The organism is Ensifer sp. ENS11 (genome assembly GCF_014851895.1).
In the GTDB taxonomy this organism is placed as follows: domain Bacteria; phylum Pseudomonadota; class Alphaproteobacteria; order Rhizobiales; family Rhizobiaceae; genus Ensifer; species Ensifer canadensis.
Window position 1 is genome coordinate 1 of sequence record NZ_JACVAN010000004.1, and the last position, 14,461, is coordinate 14,461.

General features: G+C 62.8%; 18 protein-coding genes and 1 pseudogene. 11 read left to right on the forward strand and 8 right to left on the reverse strand.

Annotation, left to right across the window (positions count from 1 at the left end; all coding sequences use genetic code 11):
* Nucleotides 1-248 precede the first annotated feature (248 nt).
* Nucleotides 249-401, forward strand: coding sequence for a hypothetical protein (locus IB264_RS09205; RefSeq protein WP_025427493.1), 153 nt, complete (start codon nt 249-251; stop codon nt 399-401).
* 230 nt (nt 402-631) lie between these two features.
* Here the strand turns inward: IB264_RS09205 and IB264_RS09210 are convergent, their stop codons facing one another.
* The 6 genes from IB264_RS09210 to IB264_RS09235 form a co-directional block, all read right to left on the reverse strand.
* On the reverse strand, nt 632-1,036 hold the full coding sequence (locus tag IB264_RS09210; RefSeq protein WP_025427492.1) for a hypothetical protein: 405 nt from the start codon (nt 1,034-1,036) through the stop codon (nt 632-634).
* A 100-nt stretch (nt 1,037-1,136) separates the two neighbouring features.
* Nucleotides 1,137-1,757, reverse strand: a complete 621-nt coding sequence (locus IB264_RS09215) for a C39 family peptidase (protein WP_025427491.1) — start codon at nt 1,755-1,757, stop codon at nt 1,137-1,139.
* A gap of 34 nt (nt 1,758-1,791) precedes the next feature.
* Nucleotides 1,792-2,430, reverse strand: coding sequence for a putative immunity protein (locus IB264_RS09220; protein WP_200951447.1), 639 nt, complete (start codon nt 2,428-2,430; stop codon nt 1,792-1,794).
* Between the two features lie 115 nt (nt 2,431-2,545).
* A complete protein-coding gene (locus IB264_RS09225; RefSeq protein ID WP_025427489.1) occupies nt 2,546-2,965 on the reverse strand; it encodes a GNAT family N-acetyltransferase in 420 nt (139 codons plus the stop codon).
* Nucleotides 2,966-3,221: 256 nt separating this feature from the next.
* Nucleotides 3,222-3,428, reverse strand: a complete 207-nt coding sequence (locus IB264_RS09230; protein WP_025427488.1) for a hypothetical protein — start codon at nt 3,426-3,428, stop codon at nt 3,222-3,224.
* Nucleotides 3,428-3,865: a hypothetical protein gene (locus tag IB264_RS09235; RefSeq protein ID WP_025427487.1), complete on the reverse strand. Its 438-nt coding sequence runs from the start codon at nt 3,863-3,865 to the stop codon at nt 3,428-3,430. The genes IB264_RS09230 and IB264_RS09235 overlap by 1 nt, the downstream gene beginning before the upstream one ends.
* A gap of 248 nt (nt 3,866-4,113) precedes the next feature.
* Here IB264_RS09235 and IB264_RS09240 point away from each other — a divergent pair, with 248 nt between their 5' ends.
* Nucleotides 4,114-4,362 (forward strand): hypothetical protein, encoded by a 249-nt coding sequence (locus tag IB264_RS09240; RefSeq protein ID WP_025427486.1) that lies wholly within the window; start codon nt 4,114-4,116, stop codon nt 4,360-4,362.
* Between the two features lie 455 nt (nt 4,363-4,817).
* On the opposite strand, the gene IB264_RS09245 is transcribed toward IB264_RS09240, so the two are convergent.
* On the reverse strand, nt 4,818-5,471 hold the full coding sequence (locus tag IB264_RS09245; RefSeq protein WP_081788905.1) for a S24 family peptidase: 654 nt from the start codon (nt 5,469-5,471) through the stop codon (nt 4,818-4,820).
* 279 nt (nt 5,472-5,750) lie between these two features.
* On the opposite strand from IB264_RS09245, the pseudogene IB264_RS09250 reads away from it, so the two are divergent.
* From IB264_RS09250 to IB264_RS09280, 7 genes and pseudogenes are all read left to right on the forward strand, one after another.
* Nucleotides 5,751-6,017, forward strand: a pseudogene (locus IB264_RS09250) (LexA family protein); the annotation flags it as partial.
* Between the two features lie 4 nt (nt 6,018-6,021).
* The gene (locus IB264_RS09255) at nt 6,022-6,399 is read left to right on the forward strand and encodes a hypothetical protein (protein ID WP_025427482.1); all 378 of its coding nucleotides are present in this window, start codon (nt 6,022-6,024) and stop codon (nt 6,397-6,399) included.
* Between the two features lie 1,193 nt (nt 6,400-7,592).
* The gene (locus IB264_RS09260) at nt 7,593-8,246 is read left to right on the forward strand and encodes a hypothetical protein (protein WP_025427481.1); all 654 of its coding nucleotides are present in this window, start codon (nt 7,593-7,595) and stop codon (nt 8,244-8,246) included.
* Nucleotides 8,185-8,853, forward strand: a complete 669-nt coding sequence (locus tag IB264_RS09265; protein ID WP_225906313.1) for a hypothetical protein — start codon at nt 8,185-8,187, stop codon at nt 8,851-8,853. Before IB264_RS09260 ends, IB264_RS09265 begins: the two co-directional genes overlap by 62 nt.
* Nucleotides 8,843-9,427 carry a helix-turn-helix domain-containing protein gene (locus tag IB264_RS09270; RefSeq protein ID WP_025427479.1) on the forward strand — a complete coding sequence of 195 codons (585 nt, stop codon included), beginning with the start codon at nt 8,843-8,845 and terminating at the stop codon, nt 9,425-9,427. The genes IB264_RS09265 and IB264_RS09270 overlap by 11 nt, the downstream gene beginning before the upstream one ends.
* 295 nt (nt 9,428-9,722) lie before the next feature.
* Nucleotides 9,723-10,256, forward strand: coding sequence for a hypothetical protein (locus tag IB264_RS09275; protein ID WP_025427478.1), 534 nt, complete (start codon nt 9,723-9,725; stop codon nt 10,254-10,256).
* Between the two features lie 525 nt (nt 10,257-10,781).
* Entirely contained in the window at nt 10,782-12,113 is a 1,332-nt protein-coding gene (locus IB264_RS09280) for an amidohydrolase family protein (RefSeq protein WP_246811732.1), read from the forward strand.
* A 220-nt stretch (nt 12,114-12,333) separates the two neighbouring features.
* Here the strand turns inward: IB264_RS09280 and IB264_RS09285 are convergent, their stop codons facing one another.
* On the reverse strand, nt 12,334-12,756 hold the full coding sequence (locus IB264_RS09285; RefSeq protein ID WP_025427476.1) for a YciI family protein: 423 nt from the start codon (nt 12,754-12,756) through the stop codon (nt 12,334-12,336).
* Nucleotides 12,757-13,166: 410 nt separating this feature from the next.
* Here IB264_RS09285 and IB264_RS09290 point away from each other — a divergent pair, with 410 nt between their 5' ends.
* A complete protein-coding gene (locus IB264_RS09290) occupies nt 13,167-13,715 on the forward strand; it encodes a BA14K family protein (RefSeq protein WP_025427475.1) in 549 nt (182 codons plus the stop codon).
* 307 nt (nt 13,716-14,022) lie between these two features.
* Complete coding sequence (locus IB264_RS09295; RefSeq protein ID WP_025427474.1) at nt 14,023-14,343, forward strand: DUF4440 domain-containing protein; 321 nt, start codon at nt 14,023-14,025, stop codon at nt 14,341-14,343.
* Nucleotides 14,344-14,461: the final 118 nt, after the last annotated feature.

The following is a 14,461-nucleotide window of genomic DNA, read 5'->3' on the forward strand; positions in this document are numbered from 1 at the left end:
TCAAAATGAACGCCTTTTGGGCGTCCGAAAAATTAGATGCTTTCATCACTTCCGCTCCTGTTCCCAGCCGGGAATCTAGCGCGGAAAACTCCAATCAAAAACGGTCCAGTTTTTGGGGATCAGAGCAGTGTCGAGTGGGCGGTGCCGGCACGAAACTGGTTTAGTCCTTGTTTTTGTTGTCGGACACGTTGATTTTACCAGCGGGCGCGTCATCTCGTCAGGCGAGGCAAATCAAGACGGAGATGAGGATGTCCAGGGCCACCATCGCGCTGGTGTGTCCGGTGCTGCTTTCGCTGACGGCCTGCGGGAACACGGTGCGCGGATTCCAGAAGGACGGCACCGAGACCGGCCTTGCTCTCGACAATGCGACGTATCGGGTGCTGAAGGCGAGCGCTCAGTAAAGAGCGCCCGGCCTTGCCACCGGGAGACGGCCGCGCGTCTTTGCGAGCCAGCGCGGTTCCGGTAAAGACGGAAACGCGCTAGCTCCTTGTTTTTTACGAAAACCGCTTCGCACTTTTCCTGGAAATGCGCTGGAGCGTTTCCCGTTTAGACTGAGCCGCAGAACGCTATGGCTCTTTGTTTTTACGCATTTCCTGACGGAAAACCGCTTCGCACTTTTCCTTGAAATGCTTTAGCGCGACGGCACCGCGGTCGGCCGCGTCACCGTCTCGCTGCTGCCAAAGATGATGGCCGCAAACAGGAGCACGCCGATGAAGGTGATGACCGACGCGATGGCGACCACCGGCTCCAGTTGCGGGCTGCCGGTCAGCATCAGGTACAGCGACGGCACCAGCAGCGCGACGCCGGCGGTGTAGACGCAGTACTGGATCATCGCCAGACGCTTCTGCGCCTTGGCCGGGTTCAGCGCGTGGTAACCACCGAAGATCGCCATCGTCACCCATCCCAAAAGGTTTGCATGGGCGTGGGCGCCGATCGCGCTGTGATCCTGGCCGATGGCCATGTGCAGGCCCATCGATATGCCGATGATCAGAAAGATGATCGCTGTCTTGAAATACAATTGTGCTAGGCGTGGCATAAAGTAATTCCCCTCTGTTCCTGCCCCACCTGATTATTAGCATTTTCGCAGATGATTGCTGCCTGCCTTTATTGGGTAGTTCTTTGGGCTGGGTGCGAGATCAGAAGCTGACGGCGATACCGCGATTGGCGAAGAAACGGTCGAAGGTGGAAAGCGGCACGACGACATCGGCTTGATTGGCCCGGTCATGGCCGGAAGGATTGTGAAACCGGACGCTCTCGCGCGAGGCGGCCGTTACCAGCACGAGGTGTCCGCCTTTTGAAGGCGGCTCGCGCTGCGGCCACCGTATGGCGCTGCTGACCGAAGCGATGAAGAAGCGGCCTTCGGAAAGCACCTCCGGAATGTCCGTCGTCGGGATGTTGGTCAGCGTTTCGGCGGCAAGCCCGAAGCGCTCGCCGACGAAAGACACGAAGGGAGCGTAGATCAGTCCCTTGATCGAGGCATCGGCCTCGTTGACGACATAGCCGCCATAGTCGGTGCAGCCGCGCGCAAGCGACAGGATCGGGTGCAACTCGCCGCGTGCGGCCAGGATCATCTTCAGGCAGGCCATGCCGCAGACATTCACCGCCCAGCGCGCATATTCCTCAATCGTCTCAGCGCCCGAGTTGCGCCAGAGCGGATCGCGGTGAAGGGCCGCCGCACCCTCCGACAGAACCGCCAATGTCATCTCCGGGCTTTCCCATTGGCTGAAATAGGGGACCTTGTGTTCTACTGTTTCCATACCGCTTACTCCGTCGGGCGCGACGCAACTTTTGTCATTGGCGCAAGCCCCTATCAAGCCGGTAGAGCAGCGCGTGGAACTGGCCCTTGCTTGGTGCGCGCGCCGGCATTCGCTGCACGATGTGCCGGACTTCGGGTGGTGCCTGCGCGATCGCCCAGCGGACTTCCGCTTCGATGATGCCGGCCGGATCGACGGCGGCGAGCGCTGCGGCTTGCGCGCCGTAGGCTGCCGGGCCAAGGATGTGGTTGACCTGGTGAGGGGTGGCGATCGGATGGGCGTAGGCGGATCCGGCGGCAGCCATTGCGGCGCGGGCGGCGGCGGAGGCTGCGGGATCGCCGGCCTCGCGTGCAGCGGAATTGGCCGCCCAGGCTAGCTTGCGCAGCGCTGCAGTCCGCGCACCGCCTTGCGCAAAGGCGCGGATGGCCGAGAGAGCTGCGCGCGGGCGGGTATCATCAGGGGCCTCCGTCTCGAAAATGGGGAGGGCGCGTTCGGCGCAAACGGCAGCCCAGAGCGCAATATTGCGCAGGTCTTCTTCGTTCAGCAGTGGCGGATTCGTTTCGATGGGCATCATCTGCGGTCCCGGCGCGATGGGCGTGTCGATGTCTGTTTCGATGAAGCGGGGGATTTCGGCAATATCAGGGCGTGGCGTGGAGCGTCCCCCAAAGGCTGTCACGTTCAACGCCTCTCTACGGCCGGCCAAGGGTGTTTCTAGTCTCAGAACCGCTGCAGCGCTTTGTTTTCACGCATTTCCTGACGGAAAACCGCTTCGCACATTTCCTGGAAATGCTCTATGCGGCGCGGAAACAGAACACGATTTCGGGGTCGTTTTCATCGAGGTTGTCGATGTACCCGCTTGTGTGAAAACCGGCGCCGCTCAGGAGCTGCTGCATTTGCCTGTTGGACTGGTTCGTCGATGTGAAGATCTTCGGCGTTGCGCATATGCTCTTGAAATGTTCGACGAGCGCCATTCCGAGGCCCTGGCGACGAAACTGCGCGCCGACCATGACCATTTCAATGAAGCCGTTGCCGAAGAAATGGTAGGCCAGGACACCATAGGCTCCGACGGATTTGTCCGTCTCGGCCACGTAGCAGCAGCCTGTCTCTATCCACGCCCTGATATGATCACGGCGCTCGGGGTCGCCAGCCGCAATCGTATCGAGGGCGACCAGGCTGTCGTAGTCGGCGATGGTGGCGCTTCTGATTTTCATCAACGAATCCGGATGTGGTCGAGTCAGGGCGTAAAGAATCCGCCGAGCGAGATGCGGGCACGACGCCTAGCTTTAGGCGGCCAGCGCATCTTTTTCCATGGCGGATTTTCAGAAGCGTACAGCGGGACGAATGTCTGAGACGGGAATGAAGAGCGATCGCACGGGCAGCCAAGATCGGTATTTGAGCTGGCATTTTGGGTGATGAGGGCGGGTCGTTGCTCGACCCTCAAGTGGTGGAACAGATGCGAACGAGTGATCAGCGCCGCGCCGCATCAGGCTGGCGAGCAGTGGCGGCGGCAAGGGTGGCGCGCTTGCGGGTGGCCATCTCGTTGAATGGGGCAAGGCCCATGCGCTCGATATAGGCTGTTACGGCTGCCTCGACGCCCTTGTCGTTGCCGTCTTCCGTTTGCCAGAAGGCTTCCATGGCGGCGAAGAGGGCCGATTTGTCGAGTGCGATATCCATCAGGGCTGGGGTCCGAACTGCTGGCGGTGATTGAGCGTGCCGTGGCCCGGCTGGCAGAAGGGAGCGGCCTGGCGGAGGCCACCACCCGGCGCCTCGAAATCCGCGCACCAGCGTTCCCACGCCTCAGACGTGCGCACGAAGGCGGGCAGGAGGTGTTCATCGTCAGGGGTGCGATCGAAATCGTCGAGCCAGGCGTCGGCGACGGTCTCGGAGATGTCTTCGCCGGAGAGCGCTTCGAGATCGAAGCGGATGAGCTTGGTGGCGTGCTCGCCGTCATGGGCCCTCAGCCAATCGGCGGCAGTCGCAAAGATGGTGCCGATGCAATCGCTTTCCTCGATGAAATGGCCGCGCCCGAGCATGGTGACCGCGAGGATGATCTCGCGGCTCTGGGTGAAGGGGCTGACAAGCTTACCTTCTCGTACTGATGTCACTGTCATGCCTTCTCCCTGGCGAAACAGCAGGAAGGGCCGGCACGAGCCTTGAGGCGCGCTGCCGGATCCGGCTTTCCTCGTTTTCAATTGATGGTCACATAATAGGGAAAATCCTATTTATCCATCAATAGGAAAAATATATTCGGCAGGATTTTTCTGACTGGCCTGTCGATATCCTTCTGTTTGTTCTTGTTTTGTTCGGAAGATTGAGTCAGCTTAGGGCTGCCATTGCAGGTGGCAGAGAGGAGCATGACATGGTCACAAACTTCGTCGTTCAGAGCTTTACGCGGGGAAATCGGGGTGCCTTGCTCGCCGACACTCCGGTGCAGGCGACAGGGGCCGATCACGCGCTCCGGCTGGCCGAAAGGCTGGCATCGACCAAGGTGGGCGTTGTCGCATTCAGCCGGGCAGGGGATCTGTCGACCGGCGAATTCGAAGACGCGACCATCCTTTTTATCGGCGGCGACCTGCCGTCCGAGATGCAGGAGATCATGGCCGCATAGACGGATCGGCAATTGCGTGAGACGGGCCTGTCCGTCGGTCTCGCGTTCTTTTCCGGTGTCCCAGGCGGCGGGGTGCGTTGTGTGGGCGGGCGCTTGGGCGCCGGTGGGCCGCTTAAGGCTTCCCAACTGTCATGCGAGCCGGCGCCGTGTCTGCCGGCGGCCACGTTGCACGCGCCGGTTCCCGGGATTTTTACTGCGTGCCGGCTTCCTCTCGGCGGCGTGCCATTTCGGCTGCGTGCTCCGCTGCTGACAGTGCACTCCAGCGCCGCGCGTCTTATTAGACGCGCAAAGGTCGCTGTAGCGCTTTGAATTGCTGCATGTTTTTATCCTTATCGCCGGCTGCTCTCGCGCATGACGTAGCGTCAAGCAGGCGCCATTTTCGAAAAGCTATTACTTTTGAAGCTGTTGCGGAGCGGTGTTCCGGGCGGCGGCTGGCGGGCGATGCCTGCGCAGCGTCAGCGGGCGCTGTATTTGCCCACGACCCGGTGGCAGAAGGACCATTCCACCCGGCTCTCGGTGAATTCCAGATAGGGATTGTACTGCTTCAGCGTCCATTCCCGGTCGTTGAACGACACCAGGCGCTTGATGATCGCCTCGGCGTCGTTGGCGGGTGGCACGTGGTAGAGCACGACATCCTTGTCGCGCGCCGGCGGCAGGTGCGGATGCACCAGCGCCATGTCGCCGGGCTCATAGGCCGGAATCATCGAGGTGCCGGTGAGGTAGATGCCATAGGCGCCCTTGACGCCTTCGAGCACCGAGGGGCGCTTGACGTATTCGACCGCATCGAAGGTGACGATCACATGGCCGTCGCCGCCCTGGGCGGCAACGAAAATCGGCAGGTCGCGATGGCCGACGAGCTGCTCGCCGGGCACGATCTGCGGATTGAAACCGGTGGCGTTGCGGGGTTGGCCGGTTTCGCCCGCGTCAGGCGTCGCGCTGATCAGGTCGGTGATGGTGCGCACGTCACGTTCGCGCAGTTCGCGCGGGCTCTCGCGCTCGACGAACTGCTGGATATAGGCGTGGTTCTTCCCGATCGCGATGGACAGATCCTTGTAGGTCGTCCTCTTCGCGTCGACTGCTTCCCGGATAAGGCGCCGCAATTGATCCATGGCAATGGCATCCCAGATTCCGCTTCCTACGTCCAATAGGATTTTTCCTCTTGATAAAACGATACGATCCTATTATTGATAGGATATGAACGGAAACGAACAGTCAATCGAACTTTACGAGGCCGACATTTTCGGTCGCGGCTCCAGCCTGGAGCGGGCCGGCTGGCACTTTGCCGGGCATGCCAGGCGCGACGCCTCGTGCTTCGCGGGCGGGTGTGACCGACGAGGTAACGCGGCGGGCCGCATCGACGATGACTGCCTGCTTGCTGGAGTGAGCCGATGACTGCCACCAGAATCGCATCAAGGACAACCAGGCGCGCCACGCGCCAGCCGCTCGGCCTGACGCTGCGGCAGAACGAGCTGCTCAGATTCATTCGCTGCTACAGCGCCGACAAGGGCGGGGTCTCGCCGACGTTCGACGAGATGAAGGACCATCTGGGTCTGTCATCGAAATCCGGCATCTCGCGGATGGTGGCGGCGATGGAGGAGCGCGGCGTTATCCGCCGGCTGAAAAACCGGGCAAGGGCAATCGTCGTGGTGGAGGTGGCACATGCTTGAGCACGTGACGGACACGCTTCTCGGCAATCCTGTTTTCGCCGGGCTTGCAGCCTTTTCCGCCACCTCGGTGACGCTCGCCGCCTTCAGCTGGGCTGCCAGCCCGGCGCTTGGCTGCGGCAGGCAGCGCACGGGCAGGAGGAGGGCGGTCGGTGAGGCCGGGCTGGCCGGCCGGCTTAGGCGGTGGGGCATGGCGCTTCTCGCGGGCCGGATGAAGCTGGCGCCGGGGCTCGAGCTGATCGGCAAGGGGGACGCACCGGGCAAGAGGGACCTGCCGGGCAAGGAGGACCTGCCGGGTCTCGACTTCGAGGCATTGCAACGCGAGCTCGACGAGGCGTTCGCGCCGGTCTGGCGAGACAGGAGGAAATCGTGATGTCCGGTCCGACAGTCGTCATCGCCTTTGTCGGTGGCTCTGTCGCCGGCTGAAGGCGAGGTGGGGAATGGCTCCCTCCCTCAGGTGAACGGGAAGAGGCCAGGGAATTGTAGGCCATTGGTTCGTCGGCAACGACGGGTGAGGCCCTACTGCATGTTCCTTAAATCGTATTCGATTAGGGACGAAAACATGCAGCAATTCAAAGGGATACAGCGACATTTGCGCGTCTAACAAGACGCGCGGCGCTGTGGAAGAGACTGATCGTCGTCCTGCTGCTGCCCCCGATCTTTTCGGTGCCATGCGGCGCGGCTGCAGCGTCCCTTGCGTGCCGATCCGGCGCGCGGGCGCAGCCGCAGCGGCGATCACAGCGAGGGGCTGCTGCCCACCTCCTCCCCGGTGGCCCCTCGCTTCCATTTCGGCGCCGGCAAACCGTTTCTGACGCATGCCCCCGACGATCGGATGCGATCTCGGTGCGTGATCATGCGCGGGTTCGAAAGGCTGGAGCGGTTTGTGCGTCATGGGGGGTGCCAGGGCATCGTGGATGCCGGGGCATACCGGACGCGCAGCGCTCCAGCGCCACGGTCACGTGGCCGAACCCAGTCCCGCCCAGCAGGCTGCAGGCGGGGTTTCAGACGGCTTGCCGGCGAGGGCGCGGAGGAAAGTCAGACCAGGTGCAGGGCACGAAGAGCGATCGTCGGTTTGGGCGACGCGAACCTGTGCCGACAATCATGAGGAGCGACGTGATGCGAGAAGTGAGTTTGCAGAGATTTCTTTGTGCGTCGGTCCTGTCGGCGGAGAAATGGCCGCGGAGATGGGTGGCGGGTGCGAGCGTTTGGTCGAGCCGGCGCGTGCACGACCGTAGCGCCATGGCGGACCGGTCGTTGCGGCGAGGCGGCGTGCCTGCCGTTGTCGTGCCGGTGGATGGTCGTGTCCTTTCGTCTGCGAGCGGGATCTTGGCGACGCTTGCCCAGCCTGTTCGACCGCGCGCCATCGCCGGCCGGATCAACAGGTTTGTGCAGCGGCCTTTGCCGCAGCGGCATCGCGGTGTTTTCGTCCGCGTGGCGCTAGAGCGTTTCCGATTTAAACGGAACCGAACAAACGCTCTATCTCTTTGTTTTTACGCATTTCCTGACGGAAAACCGCTTCGTACTTTTCCTGGAAATTCTCTAGCCCTTGCGAGCGAGGACTAGGCGATGCGCATCACATCGATCGTCGAGGCTCTGGTCCAGTGCGGCGCGACGCCGGAGATGATCCTGTGTGCGGTGCGTGCGGCGGAGGCCGGCCAGCAATCGGACATCGACAAACGCCGGGCCAGCGATCGCGAACGGCAACAGCGCCGCCGCGCTCACGTGACGTCACAGGTCGTCACGGCGACGGACGGCGTCCCCCTCTCTGATAAAGAAAGATCCCCCGCACCCCCTAAAGAAATTAACTCTCCCGACAACACCCAAACCCTTGCGCCGCGGCGTCCTGTGCCAGGTGGCAGGCGCGCCACGCGCCTTCCCGAGCAATTCGAGCCGGACCGGGATTTTGCCGCCCGGCTGGGCTTCGGCGCGGCCCAGGTGGAGCTGGAGCTTGAAAAATTCCGCGATTACTGGACGGCGAAATCCGGTCGGGACGCGGCCAAGCTCGACTGGCTCGCCACCTGGCGCAACCGGATGCGCAATGCCGCAAGGCCGCGCAAGGATCACAGGCCACAGGCGCCGCCGCGCGAAAGCGCCTTTGCCCGCCACCAGCGGGAATGCCGACAAGCGATAGAGCGAGAACTCAATGGAAACCTTGGAAATGACGACCTTATCAACAAACCGATATTCGACCTTGAGCCGGGAGATTACCGCGCTCACTGAACGGCTGGCGCCGGCAAGCGACGATGCGATCCTGCGCAGCCTCAACGTGATGCAGACGGCCGGCATGACCATGCCGCAGGGCATCGATCCCCGAAAACTTCTGCCTGTCTACCAATATGCGCTGGCGGGGGTGCCCGCTTGCGGGCTTTCGGTAGCGACGCAGAAGCTGATCCGCGGCGACTATGCCGCCAACGCCAACGTGCTTCTGGGCACGATTCCGAAGCCGCCAGTGCTGGCGGCGCTGGCCAAGAGCGAGGCAGCAGCGACGCGCGCCGAACTGGCGCGCAGACGCGACCTCGCCGTGGCGCTGAACCCGACAGGGCCAGTGCCTGAGCGCTCGCCCGAGATCCGCGAGCGGGTGAGGGTGCGGCTTCGCCAGTTTCGTGCCGAGCAGGCGGCGGTCAAGGCGGCCAAGGCCATGCCAAGCGAGGCGCCAGCGGTCTCGCGGGCCGGGGTGCTGGCTGAGATGATCGGGCTTCCCGATGCAGCCACCATTACGACCGAACAGCGCGCCTATCGAGTGAGGCTGGAACGCGAGATGGCCCATCCCGCAGGGCGTGGGGCGGCGATGGATTTGACCATGGAGGTGGCGAGCGATGCAGCCTGAAACGAGATATTCGACGATGCCGACGGGCGAGCAGCTCGCCCAGAAGGGGTCCGGCAGCGTCGGCACCGCGCGCGGCAGGAGGGGCGGGCCGGATGCCGAGCCGCATTCTTTGGAAACGCGGACGGCGGACTGCACGACCAGCGGAAATGCCGGCGAAAGCGAGCCGCCGCAGGCGCCAACGCCCGACGCGTTGCTCGGCGCGCTCAGCGCCCATGTGAAGGCGCAGCGGCTGCGGGTGCTGGAGCTGGAGCTTGCGCTTGCCGACGCTGAAGCGCGGATCCTGTCGCAAGCGCAGCTGCTCTGCGGCACGAATGCCGACGGCGAGGGCGGCCTCTTCAGCCGCCGACCGGTGCGCGAGATCGTCGAGGAGGTGCTCATTGCCTATCCCGGCATCGGCTGGGCCGATGTGATCGGGGTTCGCCGGGAGCGCCGGCTGGTGGAGCCGCGCCACCGCTGCATGGCGGCGGTTTATGACGAGCGGGAGGACCTTTCGCTTCCGGCGCTCGGCCGCATCTTCCGGCGCGACCACACCTCGGTGCTGCACGCGGTCAACAAGGGCAGGGCGAAGCGATGAGCCGCTCTCTGAGCGGTCGGCCTGACGGATCGTGGCCCGGTCCACGGGCGATCGCGATCGGCGGCGACGGGACGGGGTGGCTTGGGCGGCGGACTATCGCCAGCTTCGGCTGGTGGGTCGCCGGCTATCGCCGGTGGCGGGCTGCAGTCTCTGCTCGCCGTCGCCATCGGGCGGGTGTGGCGGTGCCAGGCCCGGTGCACGATGGACGCACTGACGAACACGTATTTTCGAGGCGAGCACCCGCATTGCCGCGGCCAAGCGGGCAGGTAAGGCGGGCCGGCCGCGCAAGGCCGATGTGGCGCGCTATCCCGGCGGGCAGATCAAGCATGGCGAAACCGAAAGAGAGGTGCGCTCGGTCGCCATCGCCGCACAGCAAAGTCACCACTTTTCAGGAGCGAAGGGCGTCGATGTCGGCAGTCCCTTTGCCGGCTACACACTCGGCCGGATGTTTCTCGACGGCAAGCTGACCGCACACGAACGCGCGGCTGGCGACGAGTATGCCCGGCAGATGGCGCGCTATTACAGCCTGACCGGCATTCCCTTCCCAAGCGTGCGGGCGCAGTCGCTGTTCAGCGTCAAGGGTTTCGAAGGCGAGACGACCGAGCGCACCCGGGCCGCAATGGCTGCGACCAACCGGATGATGGAGCTCGAGGGCGTGCTTCTGAAGCTGCCGGAAGGGCCGCGGGTGAAGACCACGGTCTTCAACGTCTGCGTCATGGACTACGAGGTGCTGCGCACCATGCCGGAACCGCAACTGGCCTGGCTGAAGCGCGGCCTGACCGAACTGCACTGGCATCTCGGGCTTTCCAGGGAGAGGGAGGCGGTTTGAGTGGCGCGCGCCTGTTGCCGAGGGAGCGGTCTCAGGCAGGCCCCCTAGGCTCCGGGCAATTGCTGATAATGCCTGGGAGTGACCCCGTTGACCTTATCCTCGTCCCTGTGGCCGGGATCCAGCGACCTTTGCGCGTCTGATAAGGCGCGCTGGGCTGTAGGGTGAGGCGGAATCGCGCCGCGATGGCCTTGGTGCAACCATGATCCATGGCGACGCTTCGGCTTGCGTCATCAACGTCTGCTTGTACCTAAAAGCAGACGTTGATATTGTTTGGTGCCGAATGGCGATCGGCCTGACTGCGAACATGGCCTTGCAAGTGCATGGACGAGCGGTGGCTCGCGCCTCGGCCCATCGCAATGGATGCTGCAACTTTCTCTCGTGTGCCACGACCCATCCCTTCCTCAAGGTTGGAGAATCGCCGTGTGTATCAATTCTTTCGAATCGCAGGAGTTGATGAAAGCCACGTTTGTGACGCGTGCCTTGTCCCACGCCGTAGCCGTGTACGCTTGTGTCCGCACAGCTTTCATGGTGCTGCTGTCCCGCAGGCGGTGGATTGCGGCAGTTCTCGTGCTCGGAGCCTGCCCGGCTGCGTGGGCGGATGATGTGCTTTTCGAGAACGTCCGCATTTTCGATGGAAAAGGAGCGACCTCGCTTTCGGCTCCGTCGAATGTACTGGTCAAAGGCAATGTGATCACTCGGATCTCGACAAGCCCTGTCGAAGCGGAGGGTGCCCAGCGCATTGCCGGGAACGGCCGAACGCTGATGCCGGGTCTTATCGATGCGCATTGGCACGCAATGCTGGCCCGGTCCACTCCTGCAGAATCGTTCGGCGACGTCGGCTTCAACAATCTTGTGGCCGGCGACGAGGCGACGGACACACTGATGCGTGGCTTCACCACCGTCCGCGATGTTGGAGGGCCGGTGTTCGGTCTGAAGCGCGCGATAGACGCCGGTATTGTCGAGGGCCCGCGCATCTACCCCTCCGGCGCCATGATCACCGTGACCAGCGGGCATGGAGACTTCCGCCAGATGACCGACCTGCCGCGGGTGATCGGCGGCCCGCTCACCCGCATGGAGCAGATCGGCGGGAGCATCGTCGTCGACAGCCCCGACGAGGTGCGCATGCGGGTCCGTGAGCAACTGATGCAGGGCGCGGCGCTGGTCAAGATGACGGCAGGTGGCGGCGTGTCGTCACCCCACAGCCCGCTGGATGTAACTACCTTTACCGAGGCTGAGCTGCGGGCCGCGGTCGAAATAGCCGACAATTGGGGCACCTACGTTGCGGCACACGCCTTCACGTCGCATGCGATCAAGACAGCGATTGCCGCCGGCGTGAAGTGCATCGAACACGGCTTCCTCATGGATGAGGAAACCGCCAAGCTGATTGCCGACAAGGGCATCTGGCTAAGCCTGCAACCGCTTCCCGAGTTGTTGCGGCAAGGCTTTCCTGAGGGATCGGTCGAGCGGGCCAAGGCAGATGAGGTGTGGCCCGGCATCGGCAGAACCTACGAGCTGGCGAAGAAGTACAAGATCAAGACGGCGTGGGGCACCGATGTCTTGTTCTCCCGCGCATTGGCGCAGCAGCAGGGGGCGATCCTCGCCTCCCTCGTTCGCTGGTACACGCCTGCCGAAGCGCTCTCCATGGCGACTGGGACTAATGCGGAGTTGCTGGCGCTATCCGGCCCGCGCAATCCCTATCCGGGAAAGCTCGGCGTGATCGAGGAGGGCGCGCGTGCCGATCTCCTGCTCGTCGACGGCGACCCGTTGGGCAACATCGACCTGGTGGCCGATCCCGCCAACAACTTCAAGATCATCATGAAGGACGGCATCATCTACAAGAACACGTTGGTGAAATAAGGAACAACTAAAACGGCTTGTTGCCTGGCACACGATTGTGAGAAACGGTACAGCAGGCTGACGGCGCAGGCCCGAGCGGCGGCGGATTTGCCGTCAGATGATAGCCAGGCACAGGCGGCAAAGACGTACCCGGGAAGATGGCGTGCTCAATGCTGGTGTCGACAGCCGGGATTCGTTAGAACCCCAGCTCTCCGCAATGCATTGCCGGTCTAAGACGCTCTCAATTGCCGCCGATGCGTTCGCGCAGGCGGTCGTCGCGCTCGGCGATCTCCGGGGTGATCAGGTCGCCGAAATCGGCGGCCTCGAAGACTGGGCGGATTTCGATTTCGCTCGGGCCCGGCATCGGGTTGGGGCAGCGCTTCACCCAGGCGATCGCCTCGTCCATGTCCTTGACCTGCCAGATCCAGAAGCCGGCGACCAGCTCCTTGGTCTCGGTGAAGGGGCCGTCGATGACGAGGCGGCTTGCGCCGTCGAAGGCGACGCGCTTGCCCCTGGACGAGGGATGCAGGCCTTCGCCCGCCTGCATGATGCCGGCGTTGACCAGTTCTTCGTTGAACTTGCCCATGGCATCGAGCAACTCGGTCGAAGGCATCTTGCCCGCTTCGCTATCCTCGGTCGCCTTCACCATAACTATCACGCGCATGGTCTTTTCTCCTTTGATCGACGAAGCCACAACGACCTCTCTGCCTGAATGACGATCGGCCGACGACGGGGCCGACATTTCGCCGAAACTTTTTTCCGCACACCGTCGCGGCACTGCGTGAACCCCACGCAGAGAGGGAGCGCAGCGTTTCCGCAACGCCTGGCCGAGTGCTCAGGTGGTGTCGTCGACCAGCGCAGGGAAGACATCTTCGTAAAGATATGGCGATTGCCGCGGATGGCGAGATGCGCTGGCGACGAGATCGGCTGCGCTGTCGCGCTGGTTTCCGAGTGTGATGACCTGTCGTTCATATCTCTATGTTTTTAAATGATAATATGACGAAGGACGCATTCACCATGGGTTCACGTCAGGGGGACATAGCTTGCGCCTGTTCGAAACGGATAGGTATCGAGATGAAGAAGATAGGCATTGTGATCCTTGCGGCGGTGACGGCTCTGACGAGCTACACGCCTGCGAATGCCATGCCGGTTGCAGCCGTTCAGCTGACGCAGCAGAGTGACATGGACAGGGTACAGAATCGCGAATGGGGCGGCGACAGACATCGTCCGCGGCCGGGTTGGAACCATGGCGGATATCGGCCGCGCCCAGGTTGGCACGGCGGCTACCGTCCGCGTCCGCACTGGGATGGCGGCTACCGCCCGCGGCCGGGCTGGCATGGCGGCGGATACCGCTATGGCTGGTACAATGGTCACCGCGGCTACCGCGGCTATCGCGACGGCTATCGTCGCCACAATGACGGCTGGTGGTATCCGCTGGCAGCCTTCGGCGCCGGCGCCATCATCGGCGGTGCGATCGCTGCTCCGCCACGCCGCGTCGAGTCCGGTGTGAACCAGCGTCATGCCAGCTGGTGCTATGACCGCTACCGCTCCTACCGCGCCTGGGACAACTCGTTCCAGCCCTATGGCGGACCGCGGCAGCAGTGCTACTCGCCGTATTATTGAGCTGAAAGAGAACCCGCCGATCGGCTGCGATCGGCGGGTTTCCTCGGGACCTGCCAGACGCTTCGTTCGGTCGCGGCGCGCGCTTTTACTTGAGCTGCCAGGCCGAACCGAGCCCCACAGACGATGGACGCGCCTCCTCGCTGGATTGCCGGTGACCTACTGCATGTTTCCTTAAATCCTATTCGATTTAAGGATAAAAACATGCAGTAACTCAAAGTGTTACAGCGACCTTTGCGCGTCTGATAATACGCGCGGCGCTGTAGAGTGCATGGTGTCCCCGATGACCCCTGATGGAAGCGCGTGAGACATGGCCGATTTTGCCGTTCATATTGACGAGATCCGGGCACTCGAGGAGGCGCTTCATCGTCCGGAGCTGCGTCGCTCAAGAGCGGCCGTCGAGGTGCTGCTGGCCGAGGGCTTTGTCGAGTTCGGAGCGTCCGGGACGAAATATCACCGCGCGGAAATGATCGACCTTCTCTCAGAGGAAGACGACGACCCAGCGGGTGATGAGCTTCGAGCGACGGACTTTTCGCTGACGCGCATTTCCGCCCGGGGCGACGACACGATGTCGACCGAAGCAGGTGCTGATGCTCGCGCACAATGCTGCCTGGTTGATGGCCGCGGCTAATTCATCCGGGCGGGCGCGGCTTTTGCGTCATGTGGACCGACGTTGCGGTCAACTCCGGTTTCAGCGTTGTTTTTGCGCATGTCGTTATCGCAAAACCGCTTCACACTTTTGCGCAAGC